Raw genomic sequence first — 15859 nt, 5'->3', positions numbered from 1 at the left:
CCGTCCTCGACGCCGGTCCTGGACGGCACAATCGTCCGATGCAGAAGAAGGAAGACCACCGGACCCGGGTCGCGGCCGAGCGGCGCGAGCGGATGCGCAGGCGATTGTTCGAGAGTGCCCTGCGGCTCGCGGCGGAGAAGGGGCCTGCCGCCACCTCGATCGACGACGTGATCCAGGCGGCGGAGGTCTCGCGCGGCACCTTCTACAAGTACTTCGATGCGCCGGACGCGCTGTTCGACGCGCTCGCGCTGGAGGTGGCCAACGAGATCATCTGCATGGCCGAACCGGCGGTCTCGCCGATCGCGGACCCGGCCCAGAGGGTGGCGACCGGCATGCGCCTGGTGATCCAGCTGGCCATGGGCAGGAGCGAGGTGGCGGCCTTTCTCGTGCGCCTGGGCTGGCCCGGGGTGCGCAACGGGCAGGTGCTGCTGGATTTCGTCCAGCGCGACCTGGAACAGGGGATGAAGCAGCGCCGGTTCCTGCCGCTGCCCGTGCCGCTGGCGCTGAACATCGTCTCCATGACGGTCCTGGGCAGCGTGCATGCGATGCTGGGAATGCGGTCGCCGCGCGATTTCGCGGAGCAGGCGGTGGCCAGTGGCTTGCGGGCGCTGGGGGTGGAAGCGAAAGAAGCGCTGAAGCTCGCGACCCGGGACCTGCCGGCCCCGCAGCCGGTGCTGCAGGGCCTGATCGAATCTGGCAGTCCCGCGCGCGCCGTGCGCCGCGCCGCGCGAGCGAACTAGGACCACCCGGGACGGCTGCGGCCCCGGCGCCGTCGCGCAGGGAGACCGCGGGGCCTCAGCTTGCCGGACCCCGGTCCAGCACGGCACGCGCCGCTGCGATGGCCGGACTGGGATCGCCCTCGTACCGGGCCAGCAGCGCGCGCAGCCGGTCCGTGTTCGCGCTGGGCGCGCCCAGCCGCTGCGCGCTCGCCAGTGCCATGAGCTCGTAGAACACCGCATCCTGTTGCCGGGCGACGGCGATCGCGCGGGTCAGGCAAGCGTCGGCCGCCGCCGTGTCACCGGCGGCCGCGTGCAACTCAGCGCGTTCGAGCAGGAGGGGCGAAAGCAGCATGTGCTCGTTGTGTTCGGCCAGCGGCAGGCCGGCTTCGACCATCGTCCGCGCTTCGGCAAGGCGCCCGGCGAGGCGGCAGGCCTGCGCGTAGTGGAAGTGGTAGCTGGCCAGGCCGGTGCGCGACCCGAGGCGCATGTTGGTCTCGGCCGCGGCCCGCATTTCCGCCAGTCCCTCGTCCACCTGCCCCAGCGCGGCCAGCGCGCGCCCGTGCATCCAGGCGAAGCCGCCGCGCGATCCGGGCGCTTCGTCCCGCCGCAGGACCTCGTACAACTGCTCCGTCAGCGCATGCACCGCATCGAATTCGCCGGCCAGCGAGTGCACGATGGCCGCGCTGTACAGCGCCGTCACTTCGCTCAGGGCATGGCGGCGGGCCGTGGCCAGCGCAACGGCCTTGCGTGCCAGCGCGCGCGCCTCCACCGGGCGGCCCGTCACCCAGCTCACCATCGCGAGGCTGGCGGTGGCTTCCGACGCGGGATCCTGCACGAAGCGGGAAGACGGGAGCTCGCCGGCGGCGGCGCAGGCTGCGAGGGAGGCCTCCAGCTGCACGCGTGCCGCTCCCTCTTCGCCGGTCATCATCAGCACCAACCCCATGGCGTTCAGCGCGATGATCTGCAGCGCCTGGTCGCCGTTGCGCTGCGCGAGCGCGAGCATCTCCGAGGCGAGCGCACGCGCCGGCCCGAACTCGGCCCGCGCAAAGTGCACCCACCAGCAGCCTTGCAGCGCTTGCGGCCAGGACGGGCTCTCGACCGCGCCCACCGCGCGCGCGCGGGCGAAAGCGTCGGCGACTTCCGGTTCCGAGACGACGTGCATGCGGCTGAGGGCGACGGCTTCCAGCACGCGCAGCTCCTGTTCGAGCGGTGCGTCCAATCCTTGCGCACCGATGCGCAGTGCGTGCCGTGCCGCCTGCAGCGCCTCGTGCCCGGCGCCGCGCCGCAAGGCGCGCGCGGCGAGCATCGCCAGCTGCGCAGCGGCCGCGGCCGGCAGGCCCCCGCGCTCGAAGTGCAGCGCCAGTTCCGCCGCGATGCCGCGGGCGTCGGCCGCATGCAGGCGCGCCAGCGCCGTGGCCCACAGGCGATGCAGCTGCATCCGCTGGCTGGCCGGCAATCGCTCGTACAGCACCCGCCGGTACAGCGAATGGGTGAACGCATAGCTGGCGGCGATGCGGCCGTCCGCCAGCGTGGAGCCGCCGGTGCTGCGCAGCCACGGCAGGCGTGCTGCGACCTCGTCGAGCAGCGGCTGCACCTCATCGCCTGGCAACTCCAGCACTTCGGCCAGCGGAACATGCTGGAAATCGATTCCGCAAACGCTCGCTGCGGCAAGCAGCGCCTGCTGCTGCGGCGTGAGGCGGCTGACCTGCCGGTCGACCAGGCCGACGATGCTGCTCGGCACCGCGAGCTGCCCTGGCTCAGGAAATTCCCTGCAGGGACCGATGCTGCCGGAGGCCACCAGCTCGTCGAGCATGTTGGCCACGAACAGGGGCAGGCCGGAGGTATGGGCGTGCAGCGCGCGCGCGAAGCCGTCCGGCACGGGCCGGCCCAGCCGGGCTTGCGCCAGGGCGCCGAGCTCCGCTTCCGACAGCGCTTCGAGATCGATCTCTTCGCTCAGCCCGTGCATCCGCAGTTCCAGGCGCAGGTCGGCCAGCGGATGGTCTTCCAGGATCAGTTCCGTGGGGCGGAAGGTGCCCAGGACCATCACGGCCGCGGGGCCGCGGCGGCGCGCGAGGTAAGCCAGCAGCTGCACCGTGGCGTGATCGCTCCAGTGCAGGTCTTCCAGCACCAGCAGCAGGGGGCGCTGCGCCGCGAGGCGGTCCGCCAGCTCGCCGAATTCGCGCAGCATGCGGTCCTGCGTCGCGCCGGCGGCTTCCTGCAGCAGCGCGCGCCGGTCCTCGTCGCCGACCAGCCAGGGCAGCTGCAACAGCCAGGTGGGAGCGACGCGGCGCAGCGTCCCCACCACCTCCGTCCCATCGTCGGCGCGGCACAGTGCATTGAGCGCCTCCAGCACCGGCATGTAGGGCTCGCCGCGGCCGTAGTGCTCGATGCACTGGCCGAACGCCGGGCGCGTACCGGGCGCCGCCACAATGCGGTCGACCAGCGTGCTCTTGCCGATGCCGGCGTCGCCGAGCAGGAAGACCAGGCGGCGCTCGCCGCGCAACGAAGCCGCCAGGGCGGCCTGCAGTTGCGCCAGGGGCCGATCGCGGCCGACGACCAGCGCAGTGCGTGGCGCCCGCACCGGCACGGGCACGGGCGCGGGCGCGGGCAGGATCGGCGCCACCGCGGCGGCCTGCGTTCCGAGCACGACGGGCGCGATGAAGCGGTAACCGCGGCGCGCGGCCGTCTGGATGAACCGGGCTTCCCTGGCATCGTCCCCCAGCGCCTGGCGCAGCTGGCTCACGATGTTCTTGAGGGCCGCCTCGTTCACGTGCCGGTGCCCCCAGACCTCGTCCAGCAGCGCGTCCTTGGTGACCAGCTGGCCGGGGTGGCGCAGCAGGGCGCACAGCACCTGGAACGAGCGCGGTGTCAGGTCGACCGGCGCGTCGTCGCGCACCAGCAGGGCCTCGGCCTCGTCCAGCCGGAACGGCCCGAAGCGGGCCTGGAGGGGTGTCGTTTCACTCATGGGCGGGAGACCGCGATCGATACCGAACCGGGACCCCGTCGAGACGACTTGAGGGAACCGGCGCTTCCACACTCGCTGCATGACCTTGAGCGCGCAACCGACCTATCCTGCTGCCGGGGCCTATGTGCTGCGGCTCCACCGTGACGCGCGGCCCGAGGCCGGGTGCCTGGCCGGCCAGGTCGTGCACGTGGCCAGCGGCGACTGCAGTGATTTTGGCACCCTCCAGCAGTTGAATGCGTGGCTTGTGCAGCACGCCGCGAGGACCGGAACGCCCGCGTCGAACCGGACCGGCGACGATGTATAACTCCATGCACCTTCCCCGGATGACGCAAGCCGTGGCACGACTGCCGTCCCCTCCGGACCCGGTGCGGGTCCGCTTCGCCGAATTCGACCTCGACGAGGGGAATGCCTGCCTGCTGCGCAACGGCAAGGCGGTCGCCCTGACCCCCACGCCGTTCAGCCTGCTGTGCACGCTGGCGCGCCGGCCGGGGGCGCTGCTCACCAAGGATGCCCTGCTCGACGCGGTCTGGGGCCACCAGTTCGTCAGCGAATCGGTGCTCAAGACCGCCATCAGCGACGTGCGGACGGTGCTCGGCGACGATCCGCGCCAGCCGCGCTTCATCGAGACCGTCTCGCGACGGGGCTACCGGTTCATCGCGGCACCGTCCACCGTGCCGGCGCCGCCCACTAACCACGGCGGGCTGAGGACGGCGGATCCCCGGGACCTGCGGCCCATCGTCGGCCGCGCCGACGCACTGTCGCGCCTGCAGCGGGGCTGGGAGCGTGCCTGCGGCGGGGAGCGCGCCGTGGTCTGGGTCGCCGGCGAACCGGGCATTGGCAAGACCACGCTGATCGCGCATTTCGCTGCCAGCCTGGGCGACATCACCTGCGCGCGCGGCCAGTGCGTCGAGAACTACGGCACCGGCGAACCTTACCTCCCCGTGCTGGAGGCGCTGTCCGAGCTGTGCCGCGGCGACCCCACGCTGCCGGGGCTGTTGCGCACCGTTGCGCCCACCTGGCTGCTGCAGCTGCCCTGGCTCAGCACGGTGGAGGAACGCGACGCGCTGCGGCGCGAGCTCGCCGGGGTCGGCCCCGATCGCATGCTGCGCGAAATGGGCGAGCTGCTGGACCGCTACACGGAGCAGCGGCCGCTGCTGCTGGTGACCGAAGACCTGCACTGGAGCGACCGGGCCACGATCCAGCTCATCGATTACCTCGCGCGGCGGCGCAGCCGTGCGCGCGTCATGTGGCTGGCGAGCTTCCGGCTTGCCGAGGTCGTGGCGCTCGACCATCCGCTCAATCCCTTGCGCAAGGAGCTGCGCCTGCACGGCCTGTGCGAGGAAGTCGTGCTCGACCCGTTCTCCGAGGCCGAGGTCGCCGACTACGTCGCCCAGCGATCCGAGGTGCTCGCCCGCGACGAAGCCTTCGTGCGGACCTTGCACGAGCGCAGCGACGGCGTGCCGCTGTTCGTCTCGTCGCTGATCGCCGACGCCATGACGCGCACGGGCACCGACGCGACCCGGCCGGCCAGGCTCGCGGAAAGCTCGGTGCCGGAGAACCTGGCCGCCATCATCGACCACTACATCGACGGCCTCGACCCGGGGCAGCTTGGACTGCTTTCCGCGGCCGCGGTGTGCGGGGTCCAGTTCCGCGTCGGCACGATGGCGCTCGCGCTCCAGCGCGATGCAGCCGAGGTCGCCGATCTTTGCGAGCAGCTGGTGCGCGCGCAGGTGTGGCTCACCGCGGCGCGCTCGACGGACGACGCCGACCTGGCGCAGTCGTGCTACCAGTTCCGGCATGCGCTGTTCCGCCAGGTGCTGTATGACCGTACGGCTCCCTCGGCCCGCGTGCAGCTGCACCGCAAGGTCGGCGAGGCGCTCGACGCCGAGCGGGCGGCGGGCGCGCCCGTCGCGCCGGCGGAACTGGCGATGCACTTCGACCGCGGACGCCAGCCGATGGCGGCGCTTCGCTGCTACGCCGAGGCCGCGGAGTCCGCGTTGCTTCACTTCAGCCCGGTCGCGTGCCTGGGCCTGACGCAGCGCGCGTCCGCCCTGATCGCGCAGGCGCAGGAAGGCCAGGAGCGTGACAGCCTGGAGATCGCCATTTCGACGCTGCGCGGCGTGTCGGCCTTCCACGCGCTGGGCGTCGGCAACGAAGCGCGGCAGGCGTTCGAGCGCGCTTACGCGCTGCTCGCGGGCGTGCCGGACCATCCCCTGCGCGGCCGCCTGCTGCACGCCTTCGGCTACGTGCTGAGCCTGCGCGGCGAATACGCGCAGGCGCTGGCCGTCGCCGAGCGAGCCGAGGCGCTCGTGTCCGGCCAGGACGATCCGGTGCTCCCGCTGGCGGCGTGCATCGTCAAAGGCGAGGTTCACCAGCTCCAGGGCCGCTCGCGCGAGGCACGCGCCTGGATCGAGCGAGGACTTGGGGCCGCCGAAGCGCTCGGCGTTGCCGCCAACGAGATCTTTGCGGCCGATCCGCAGGTGACGCTCGGCGGGATGCTGGCGATCGAGCTCGTCCATGCGGGCCTGATCGACCAGGCCCGCGGCCAGTTGCAGCGGGCGGCCGCGCGAGCGCAGGTCCTGCGGCAACCCATGACACGGCTGGTCGCGACCTGGCACGAGGCGCTGTTCGAGGTCCGCCTGGGCAACGTGGACCGGTTGGCGGCACTCGCGACCGAGATGCAATCCCTGGTGGAGGAGTTCTCCCTCGCACAAGGACGCACGGCCTGCCAGTGGTACCGGGGCTGGGCGGATGCACGCCGCGGCCAGCCGGTCGATGGGCACCGCCGGATCCGCGAGGCCTACGAAGAAAACATCCGCCTGGGGATGCGCTCCGGAGCGAGCGAGGTGCTCGGCTACGCCGCCGAGGCCTTGCTGCTCGCGGGCGATGCGGACGGGGCGCAACGGCAGCTGGAGGAGGCGCTGCAGGTCGCGCACGAGCTGGGCGAGCGGGTGGTGCTTCCGCAGCTGTGGCTGCTGGAAGGCGCGATCGCCCGCGCGACCGGGCACGGCGACGCCGGCGCCACCTCGGTGCGGCGCGCGATCGAGGAGGCGCGCAAGCAGGAGGCGCCCTGGCTGGAACTGCTGGCGCTGGCCGACCTGTGTGAGCACCACGCAGGTCCTGCCGACGAGCGCCAGGCATTGGAAGAATCGATCCGTCGACTCCCCGAAGTGCACGATACGGAGTTGGGCCAGCGGACGCGCCGGCTGCTTGAGCGGCGCTAGCCGACCTGCGCGGCCGAGCGCCGGATGGCTCACCGGTTCCGGATCCATTGCTCCCCCATTTCCCTGGCGAGGCTGAGGACGACCGGGCCGACCACCAGCCCGGCCAGCCCGAGCACGCCGAAGCCGCCGATGCAGGCCATCAGCACCCACACGAACGGCAGGCGGATGCCTTCGCGCGCGACCATGGGTCGCACGATCTTGTCGCCGCACAGCAGCACGGCGCACCCGAGCAGCAGGGAGAGCAGCGCAGCCGACGTCGCTCCCTGGACCGAAAGTTCCACCACCAATGCCGCCACCGCCAGGTAGCCCAGGAACGGCACGGCGGCCAGCGCGCCGGTGATGGCTCCCCACACCAGCGGCCGCGGGGCACCCGACAGCGCGAACGCCCCGGCGGTGGCCAGCCCGTCGAACAGGCCCACCACCAGCATGCTGCCGACGGAAGCGCGCACGGCCCGCGTCGCGATCTGGACATAGCGCTCAGAGTGCTCGCCGATGCCCCGACGCAATGCGCTGGTGAGCGCACCCGCGAGCACGGCACCGTGCCGGTAGAGGAAGCACAGCAGCAGGATGGCAAAGCCGACGGTGAGCATGTGCCGGGCGGTGAATTGCCCCAGCGACTGCGCCAGGCCCAGGATCGCCGCCGGCTCCGTGCGCTGCGGCAGCAGCAGGTCGTCCAGCCTGCCGTGGGTCGCGATCCAGCGTCCGACCACGGGTGCGTCCGTCAGCCACCCGGGCAGCGCAACCGGGGTACCGTCGGCAGCGGCCAGACCCAGCAACAGGGCATGTGCTTCCGTGGCCAGCGCCCAGCCCGCGAACACCAGCGGCGCCAGCACGAACACGGTCAGGGCCCCGGTGAACAGCACCGCGGCTGCGCCCCGCCCGACCCGGCGCGCCACGCGGGCCGCGAAGCGTGCGTACAGCGGCCAGCTGGCGGTCGCGATCACGCAGGCGGCGAGGAAGGCCTCGATGAAATCGTGCACGACCCACAGTGAAAGGGCGATGAGCACGCCGGCCTGGATGCGCCCCGGGGTGAGCTTGTTCATGCAGGCCATTGTGGGCACGCGTGCGCCGCGCGTGGTCAGCGACAGGTCGCGATTGGGTCCGCGTTCGGGCGGCGCCGCGCCCGCAGCGAATCCCGACCGAAGCGCGACGGTTCGCCGACGACTTCGCGGGAGCCAGGCCCTAAGGTTCCGTCCATGGTCCTGAACCCCGAATCCAAGTACCCGAACCGCCGCTCGTACGTGCTCAAACTGCGCGGCGACGCAACATCGGCCGCGCTCGCCGGCCGCCTGGAAAACCTGGTCACCGGCCAGCAGCGCGAGTTCGCATCCGCGCACGAGCTGCTGCAGGCCCTGGTGCGCGACCTCGAAGCAGGGCGTGATGGGCGCGTGGATTGCGGGTGAACCCATGCCGCGTCCGCCCCATGCCGCCGCCTTCCCGGTCCACGAACTGCGACCGAACGTCGACCGTTCCAGGACGACTTCCGGCGCCTCCATCCCTACGCTGACGCCATGTCGAATCCAGACGAGTCCCTTCCGATGCCGCCTTCTCCCATCATGATTTCGCCACCTTCGAATCCAGGGCGCGAGCCCTTGCCGCCCGGCGTGCTGCCGGCACGCGTCGCCGCCGCGGCCCTCGCCGCGGCGCTGGCCGTCGGCCTCGCCGGCTGCGCCACGCCGGTGTCCCACCCTGCCGTGGAAGTGCCCGGCACGTTCGCCGCGGCAAAGGCGGCCGACATGGAACCCGAGGCCGCGTGGTGGGAAGCATTCGGCGACCCCGTGCTGAGCGACCTGGTGCGCCGCGCGGCGCGCGAGAACCGCGACGTGAAGATCGCGGCGCAGCGCCTGCGCGCGGCGCGCGCCGGCGAAACGATCAGCCGCTCCGGCCTGTTTCCCAGCGTCGACCTGAACGCATCCGGCGTGCACAGGGACACTGGCTACGAGGGAGCGGCCAGGGCGGCCGTCCCGGACACCAAGACGGTGTCCGGTGGGCTGGAGGTCTCCTGGGAACTGGACCTGAGCGGCCGGCTGCGCGCGGGGGCCGCCGCGGCCGCCGCCGACACGCTGGCGGCCGAACATGGCGTGCGCGGCGTGCGCCTGCTCGTGGTGAGCGACGTCGCCAGCAACTACTTCACCTTGACGGGCGCGCTGCGCCAGATCGAAACCCTGCGCGCGATCTCCGCCGCGCACGACGAGACCCTGCGCCTGGTCAGCGCCCGGCAACGCGCGGGCGTCGCGACGGCCTTCGACGTCGAGCGCGCGCAGACGGACGCCGCCTCGGCCCGCGCGCAGATCCCGCCGCTGGAAACGACGGCGGCCGTCGCACGGCACCGCATCGCCGTGCTGATCGGCGATCAGGCTTTCCACGCCGAAACCATCGTGCCGTGGGACGGCAAGGTCGCCGTGCCCGAGGCCAGGCCGGGGCAACCCGCCGCGCTGCTGCAGCGGCGCCCCGACGTGCTCGCCATGATGGCGCAGCTCGATGCGGCCAACGCGCGTCGCCAGCAGGCCGCGGCCGAGTGGTTTCCGCGGCTGTTCCTGGGCGCTTCCTTCGGCCGCCAGGGCATGGAGCTGAACGGCATCGACCTCGGCGCCGCGCGCTTCACGCAGGTGGCCGGGCTGCTGGCCATGCCGATCTTCAACGCGGGCCGCACGCGCAGCATCAACGACATGGCGGAAAGCGCGCAGTCCGAAGCCGTGCTGCGCGCCGAGGACGGCATGGTGCGCGCGCTGGAGGACGTGGAGAACGCACTGGTCTCCCTGTCCAGCGAACGCCAGCGCGATGCCTCGCTGCAGCTGGCCGCCACCTCCGCCGATGCCGCCCTGCGCCGCGCGCAGTCGCTGTACGACGGCGGCCAGATCGACCTGCTGCCGCTGCTCGATGCGCAACGCTCGCGCCTGTCCGTGCGGCTCAGCGCCAACGACAGCAGCACCCGGCTGCTGCTGGACAGCGTCCAGCTCTACAAGGCGCTCGGAGGAGGGTGGGAGGTCTTCGAGCCTGCTGCCCAACCCGCCAACGCCGGGGCCGCGCGCCCCTCGCATTCCTGAAACCCGTCGCACCCCACGAGGAACTCCCTTGAAGAACTCCCTTGCCGCGGTCCTCGCCCTGCCGATTGCCGCCCTTCTCTCCGCCTGCACTCCCGACAAACCGCCCGTGGAGCCGCCGCGGACCGTGCGCACCTTCGAGATGCGCTACGACACCGCCCGTGAAGCCAACCGCTACGTCGGCACCGTGCAGTCCCGCCACGAGGTCGACCAGGCCTTCCGCGTGGGCGGCAAGGTCGCCCAGCGCAAGGTCGACGTGGGCCAGGTCGTGCGCGAGGGCGATGTCCTCGCGATCCTGGACGCCAACGATTACCGGCTCGCGGAAGAAGCGGCGCGCCAGCAGTTCGCCGTGGCCACCGCGCAGGCGCGCCAGGCCGAGTCGGACCGGCAGCGCCTGGGCAAGCTGAAGGCCGACGGCTCGGTCAGCGTCGCCGACGACGAACATGCCCAGAGCAGCTCCCAGACCACGCACGCCGCGATGGAAGCGCAGGCGAAGCAGCTGGAGCTCGCGCGCAACCGCCTGGCCTACACCGTGCTGCGCGCGCCGCGCAGCGGCGTGGTGACGGCAGTGAAGTTCGAAGTGGGACAGGTGGTCCCCGAAGGTCAGCCGGTCGTCTCCATCGCCGATCCCGGCACGGCGGAAATCGTCGTCGACGTGCCGGAAGACCACCTCGCCGCATTCAGGTCGGCCCGCTTCAAGGCCTCGCTGGCCAGCGCGCCGGAGACCAGCTTCGACGTCGCCCTGCGCGAACTGTCGCCGCAGGCCGCCGCGCAGACGCGCACCTACCGGGCCCGCCTGAAGCCGGTGAATCCGCAGGCGCTGCCGCTGGGCGCGACCGCCAACCTGCTGGCCGATCGCGTGGTGACCGACGCAGCGGTGGCGGCCGTTCCGGCCAGCGCGATGACACAGTCCAACGGCAAGCCGGCCCTGTGGGTGGTCCGCCAGTCCGGCAAGGAACCGGTGGGCTCCGTGGAGCTGATGCCGGTCGCGCTGCACGGCTACCGCAACGACGAGGTGCTGGTCTCCGGGCTGCCGGCCGGCACGCTGGTGGTCACCGCCGGTGTGCAGAAGATGGCCCCCGGATTGCACGTCGCGCTGAGCGCGGCGCCCAACGCCAAACCCAACCTGCAGGCCGCCCGATGAACTCCTTCAACCTGACCGACTGGGCGCTGCGGCACCGCGCCTTCGTCCTGTTCCTGATGGTCATCGTCGCCGTGGCCGGCGGGCTGGGCTTCGCCAAGCTTGGCCAGCTCGAGGACCCGAAGTTCTCGGTGCCCTCGATGACCGCCATGGTCGTGTGGCCGGGCGCCACCGCGCAGCAGATGCAGGACGAAGTCCTCAACCGCATGGAAAAGAAGTTCGAGCAGATCGACCACTTCGAGAAGGTCGTGACCTTCGCGCGGCAGGGCTACGGCGGCATGACGCTCACCGTGCGCGGCGGCACCTCGCAGGCCGACCAGCGCGAAGCCTGGTACCAGGCGCGCAAGAAGCTCAACGACATCAAGCTGGAACTGCCCGACGGCGTGATCGGCCCGATCGTCAACGACGAGTACGGCGACGTGTACGGCCTGATGTACGCGGTCAAGGGCGACGGCATCGGCCACGCGGAACTGACCGACCAGGCGGAGGACATCAAGCGCCGCCTGCTGAAGGTGCCCATGGTCAAGAAGGTCGACCTCATCGGCAAGCAGGCCAAGCGCGTCTACATCGAGTTCTCGCACGCGCGCCTGGCCACGCTGGGCCTCACGCCCCTGGCCGTGGCGGAAAGCCTGAAGAGCCAGAACGCGATCCAGGGCGCGGGCTCCATCGACACCCGCGGCGACCGCGTCGTGGTCCGCGTGACCGGCCAGTTCGCCAGCGAGGAGGACATCCGCAACGTGCCCATCACGGCCGGCGGCCGCCAGATCAAGCTGGGCGACTTCACCACCGTCACCCGCGGCTTCGAGGACCCGCCCACCTACACGGTGCGCCACAACGGCCAGCCCGTGCTGATGCTCGGCATCTCGATGACCGACGACGGCAACATCGTCGACCTGGGCAAGGCCATGGACAGCGCCGTCGCGAAGATCCAGGGCGAGCTGCCGCACGGCGTGGAGCTCGAACGCGTGGCCGACCAGCCGACCACCGTCAAGGACGCGATCTGGGACTTCGAGCGTTCGCTGATGGAGGCCCTGATCATCGTGATCGCGGTCAGCCTGGTGAGCCTGGGCTGGCGCACCGGCATCGTCGTGGCCCTGTCCGTGCCGCTGGTGCTCGGCGGGGTGGCCATCGTGATGCTGGCGATGGGCTGGAACCTCGAGCGCATCTCGCTCGGCTCGCTGATCATCGCGCTGGGCCTGCTGGTGGACGACTCCATCATCGCCATCGAGATGATGGTGGTGAAGATGGAGGCGGGTTGGGACCGCGTGAAGGCGGCTGCCTTCTCCTACTCCGCCACCGCCATGCCGCGCCTGACCGGCGCCCTGATCACCGCGGCGGGTTTCCTGCCCGTCGGCCTGTCCAAGTCCACCACCGGCGAGTACGCGGGCGGCATCTTCTGGATCGTCGGCGCTGCGGTGGTGTTCTCGTGGATCTGTTCGGGCATCTTCACGCCCTACCTGGCGGCCAAGCTGCTGCCCAAGGACTTCGGCAAGCACCACCACGCGGGCGACCCCTACGACACGCCGTTCTATCGCAAGCTCAAGCGCGTGATCGACCTCGCCGTGGAGCGCCGCTGGGTCGTGATCGGCACCACGGTCGCCGCGCTCGCCCTGGCACTGGCCGGCATGAAGCTGGTGCCGCAGCAGTTCTTCCCGAGCAGCTCGCGCCCCGAGCTGGTGGTGGACCTGCGCCTGAAGGAAGGCGCCTCGTTCGCCGCCACCACCGAGCAGGTGAAAAAGCTGGAGTCCATCCTGGCCAAGGACAAGGACGTGCGCTTCTTCACGGCCTATACCGGCGCGGGCGCCCCGCGCTTCTACCTCGCGCTGAATCCTGAACTGCCCAATCCGGGTTATGCGCAGTTCGTCGTGATGACCCAGGACATCGAGGCGCGCGAGCGCGTCCGGGGGCGCCTGATGGCCTCGGCGGACCAGGAGCTTCCGCAGTCGTGGGTGCGCGTCACCCGGCTCGAGCTCGGGCCGCCGGTGGGCTTCCCGGTGCAGTTCCGCGTCGTCGGTCCCGACAAGCAGGTGGTGCGGCGCATCGCCCGCGAAGTGGAGCACGTGGTGGCTTCCAGCGACAAGGTGCGCGACGTGCAGCTCGACTGGAACGATCCGGTGCGGGCGCTGAAGGTGGAAATGGACCAGGACAAGGCGCGCGCGCTCGGCCTGACTCCGGCCGACGTGTCGCTGGTGACGCAGACCGTGATGAACGGGGCCACCGTCTCGCAGTTGCGCGAGCACGAGGACCTGATCGACATCGTCGCGCGCGCCGTGCCGGCGGAGCGCCTGAACGTCGACACACTCAAGGACGTCAACCTGTACACCCGCCAGGGCACCGTCGTGCCGCTGTCCCAGGTCGCCCGCGTGCGCTACGAGCTCGAGGAGCCGGTCCTGTGGCGACGCAACCGCGACATGGCGATCACCGTGCGGGCCGACGTCAAGGACGGCGAGCAGGGCGTGTCGGTCACGCAGGCCATCGTGCCGCAGCTCAAGGAGATCCGGGCCGCGCTGCCCTCGGGCTACCGCATCGACGTGGGCGGCGCCGTGGAGGAAAGCGACAAGGCGAACCGCGCGCTGCTGGCCGTGGCGCCGCTGATGGTGATCGCCATCCTGCTGCTGCTGATGCTGCAGCTGCAGGACTTCTCACGGATGTGGATGGTGGTGCTGACCGCGCCGCTCGGGCTGATCGGCGTGGTGCCCGCGCTGCTGGTGTTCCAGGCGCCGCTGGGCTTCGTCGCGATCCTGGGCATCATCGCCCTGGGCGGGATGATCATGCGCAACTCGGTGATCCTGATCGACCAGGTGCAGACCGAGATCGCCGAAGGCCGCGACCCCTGGAACGCCATTCTGGACGCCGCGATCCACCGGACGCGCCCGGTGCTGCTGACCGCGCTGGCCACCGTGCTCGCCATGGTGCCGCTGACGCGCAGCGTGTTCTGGGGTCCGATGGCCATTGCGATCATGGGCGGCCTGACCATCGCCACGCTGCTGACGATCTTCTTCGTGCCGGCGCTCTACGCAGCCTGGTTCAAGGTCCGCCGTCCTGCGGCGGAGGCCGGCCCCGCACCCGCAGCCGGCGAGACGATGGCGGTGGCGGCGCAATGAGGATGATGGGAGAGACGAAACGCATCGTCATTCTCGGGGCCGGTTTCGCCGGCTTCCACGCGGCGCTGGAGTTCGAACGGACGCTGGCGCACGATCCCTCGGTGGACGTCGTGCTGGTCACTCCGCAGAATTTCCAGGTCTTCACGCCCATGCTGCACGAGGTGGCGGCCGGCGCCCTCGACCCGCATTCGGTCGTGGTGCCGATCCGCGAGTCGCTGCGGCACGTCCGCCTGCTGCAGGCGCAGGCCACGGCGGTGGACTTCGAGAACCGCGCGGTGACCGTCGCCTATGGCCTGGATCGCCGCACCCGCAACCTGCGCTTCGACCACCTGCTGATCGCGGCGGGCGCGCAGACCCGCTTTCCGCCCGAGCTGCGCCGGCATGTGCACGGCATGAAGACGATCCACGACGCGCTGGTGCTGCGCAACTGGCTGGTCGCGCTGCTGGAGCGCGCGGAGATCGAGGAAGATCCGGCGCAGCGGCGCGCGCTGCTGACCATCGTGGTGGCAGGCGGCGGTTTCTCCGGCGTCGAGACCATCAGCTCCATCAATGACTTCCTGCGCGAGCTCGGTCCGCAGTACCCGAGGGTCGGCCGGGAAGTCCCCAGACTGGTCCTGGTCGACCGCAACGAGCGGCTGCTGCCGGAGTTCGCCCCCGCCTTGGGCGACTACACCGCCGAAAAGCTGCGTGCCGCCGGCATCGACGTGCGCCTGCGCACGCAGGTCTCGACCTTCAACGGTCGCACCCTGTGGCTCGAAGGCCGCGACGAAAGCCGCGCGCCGGCGCAATTGCTGGCCCGCACGCTGGTGTGGACCGCGGGTGTCGCGCCCTCCGCTGTCGTCGACGCGCTGTCGCTCGGCAAGGACCGGGGCCGCATCTTCGTCGACGCCACGCTGGCGGTGCCGGGCTACCAGGGGGTGTGGGCGTGCGGCGACTGCGCCGCGGTGCTGGACCCGCACGGCAAACCGTACCCCGGCACGGCGCAGCATGCGGTCCACCAGGGCCGGCAGGCAGCGCGCAACATCGCCGCCGCCGTGCGGCAGCAACCGGAGCGCATCCGCCCGTTTCGCTACCAGATGCGGGCGCAGTTCGCCACCATCGGCCGCAGGACCGCCGTCGCGACGCTGTTCGGGCTGAAATTCTCGGGCTTCGTCGCCTGGTTGCTGTGGCGGGGGGCCTACCTGTTGATGCTGCCGGGCGCGAACCGCAAGCTGCGCGTGTTCCTGCAATGGGCGCTGGAGCTCGGCTTTCCGCGTGACTCGGTGCAGCTGCTCACGGCCCAGAGCGTCGTCTCGCGGCGGCTCGAGGAGCTGATGGACAGCGCCCGCGCCGCGGAAGCCGCGGACGCAGCGCCCCAGCGCTGAAGCGCAGCGCCGCCGGCGCTACCCGCCCTGCGCGTCCTGCCCGCAGTGCGCGTGCACGCTGGGAAAGGCCAGCTCGCGGCCCATCATCGCCCGCGCGTACAGGTAGTTGTTGCGGGCCCGTTCGCTCATGCCGTCCAGGTCGACGCGGCCGTGCGGGTCGCACGGGAAGGCGAAGGCCCGGCCGCTGTGGAGCAGGGGCCGGAACAGCAGGATGAAGGAAGCCGGCGCGGCGGGCGGTGCGGCTGCAGCCGCCCGGGCTAGGGAAGAGGAGAGCGCGTGGCGCATCGTGGAACCTCCG

11 protein-coding genes are annotated in these 15859 nt (G+C 71.4%); 8 read left to right on the top strand and 3 right to left on the bottom strand.

Annotation, left to right across the window (positions count from 1 at the left end; translation table 11 throughout):
• The first annotated feature begins 38 nt into the window (after window positions 1–38).
• Window positions 39–740 (top strand): TetR/AcrR family transcriptional regulator, encoded by a 702-nt coding sequence (locus tag AC1DSA_RS05675; protein WP_477886946.1) that lies wholly within the window; start codon window positions 39–41, stop codon window positions 738–740.
• 55 nt (window positions 741–795) lie between these two features.
• Here AC1DSA_RS05675 and AC1DSA_RS05670 read toward each other — a convergent pair whose 3' ends face one another.
• The gene (locus AC1DSA_RS05670) at window positions 796–3684 is read right to left on the bottom strand and encodes an ATP-binding protein (RefSeq protein WP_477886944.1); all 2889 of its coding nucleotides are present in this window, start codon (window positions 3682–3684) and stop codon (window positions 796–798) included.
• 79 nt (window positions 3685–3763) lie between these two features.
• On the opposite strand from AC1DSA_RS05670, the gene AC1DSA_RS05665 reads away from it, so the two are divergent.
• On the top strand, window positions 3764–3988 hold the full coding sequence (locus AC1DSA_RS05665) for a hypothetical protein (RefSeq protein WP_477886942.1): 225 nt from the start codon (window positions 3764–3766) through the stop codon (window positions 3986–3988).
• 4 nt (window positions 3989–3992) lie between these two features.
• Complete coding sequence (locus tag AC1DSA_RS05660) at window positions 3993–6908, top strand: ATP-binding protein (RefSeq protein ID WP_477886940.1); 2916 nt, start codon at window positions 3993–3995, stop codon at window positions 6906–6908.
• A 29-nt stretch (window positions 6909–6937) separates the two neighbouring features.
• Here AC1DSA_RS05660 and AC1DSA_RS05655 read toward each other — a convergent pair whose 3' ends face one another.
• Entirely contained in the window at window positions 6938–7951 is a 1014-nt protein-coding gene (locus AC1DSA_RS05655; RefSeq protein ID WP_477886938.1) for an AI-2E family transporter, read from the bottom strand.
• A 153-nt stretch (window positions 7952–8104) separates the two neighbouring features.
• On the opposite strand from AC1DSA_RS05655, the gene AC1DSA_RS05650 reads away from it, so the two are divergent.
• The 5 genes from AC1DSA_RS05650 (at window position 8105) to AC1DSA_RS05630 (ending at window position 15561) form a co-directional block, all read left to right on the top strand.
• Window positions 8105–8311 (top strand): hypothetical protein, encoded by a 207-nt coding sequence (locus AC1DSA_RS05650; RefSeq protein WP_477886936.1) that lies wholly within the window; start codon window positions 8105–8107, stop codon window positions 8309–8311.
• 108 nt (window positions 8312–8419) lie between these two features.
• Window positions 8420–9955, top strand: a complete 1536-nt coding sequence (locus AC1DSA_RS05645) for an efflux transporter outer membrane subunit (protein ID WP_477886934.1) — start codon at window positions 8420–8422, stop codon at window positions 9953–9955.
• A gap of 28 nt (window positions 9956–9983) precedes the next feature.
• Window positions 9984–11096, top strand: a complete 1113-nt coding sequence (locus tag AC1DSA_RS05640; RefSeq protein ID WP_477886932.1) for an efflux RND transporter periplasmic adaptor subunit — start codon at window positions 9984–9986, stop codon at window positions 11094–11096.
• Window positions 11093–14197 carry an efflux RND transporter permease subunit gene (locus tag AC1DSA_RS05635; RefSeq protein WP_477886930.1) on the top strand — a complete coding sequence of 1035 codons (3105 nt, stop codon included), beginning with the start codon at window positions 11093–11095 and terminating at the stop codon, window positions 14195–14197. Before AC1DSA_RS05640 ends, AC1DSA_RS05635 begins: the two co-directional genes overlap by 4 nt.
• 5 nt (window positions 14198–14202) lie before the next feature.
• Window positions 14203–15561, top strand: a complete 1359-nt coding sequence (locus tag AC1DSA_RS05630; RefSeq protein ID WP_477886928.1) for an NAD(P)/FAD-dependent oxidoreductase — start codon at window positions 14203–14205, stop codon at window positions 15559–15561.
• An 18-nt stretch (window positions 15562–15579) separates the two neighbouring features.
• On the opposite strand, the gene AC1DSA_RS05625 is transcribed toward AC1DSA_RS05630, so the two are convergent.
• Window positions 15580–15846, bottom strand: coding sequence for a hypothetical protein (locus tag AC1DSA_RS05625; protein ID WP_477886926.1), 267 nt, complete (start codon window positions 15844–15846; stop codon window positions 15580–15582).
• Window positions 15847–15859 lie beyond the last annotated feature (13 nt).

Source organism: Ramlibacter sp. P4_H7, from assembly GCF_056400765.1.
This window is presented reverse-complemented; position numbering and strand designations above follow the sequence as displayed.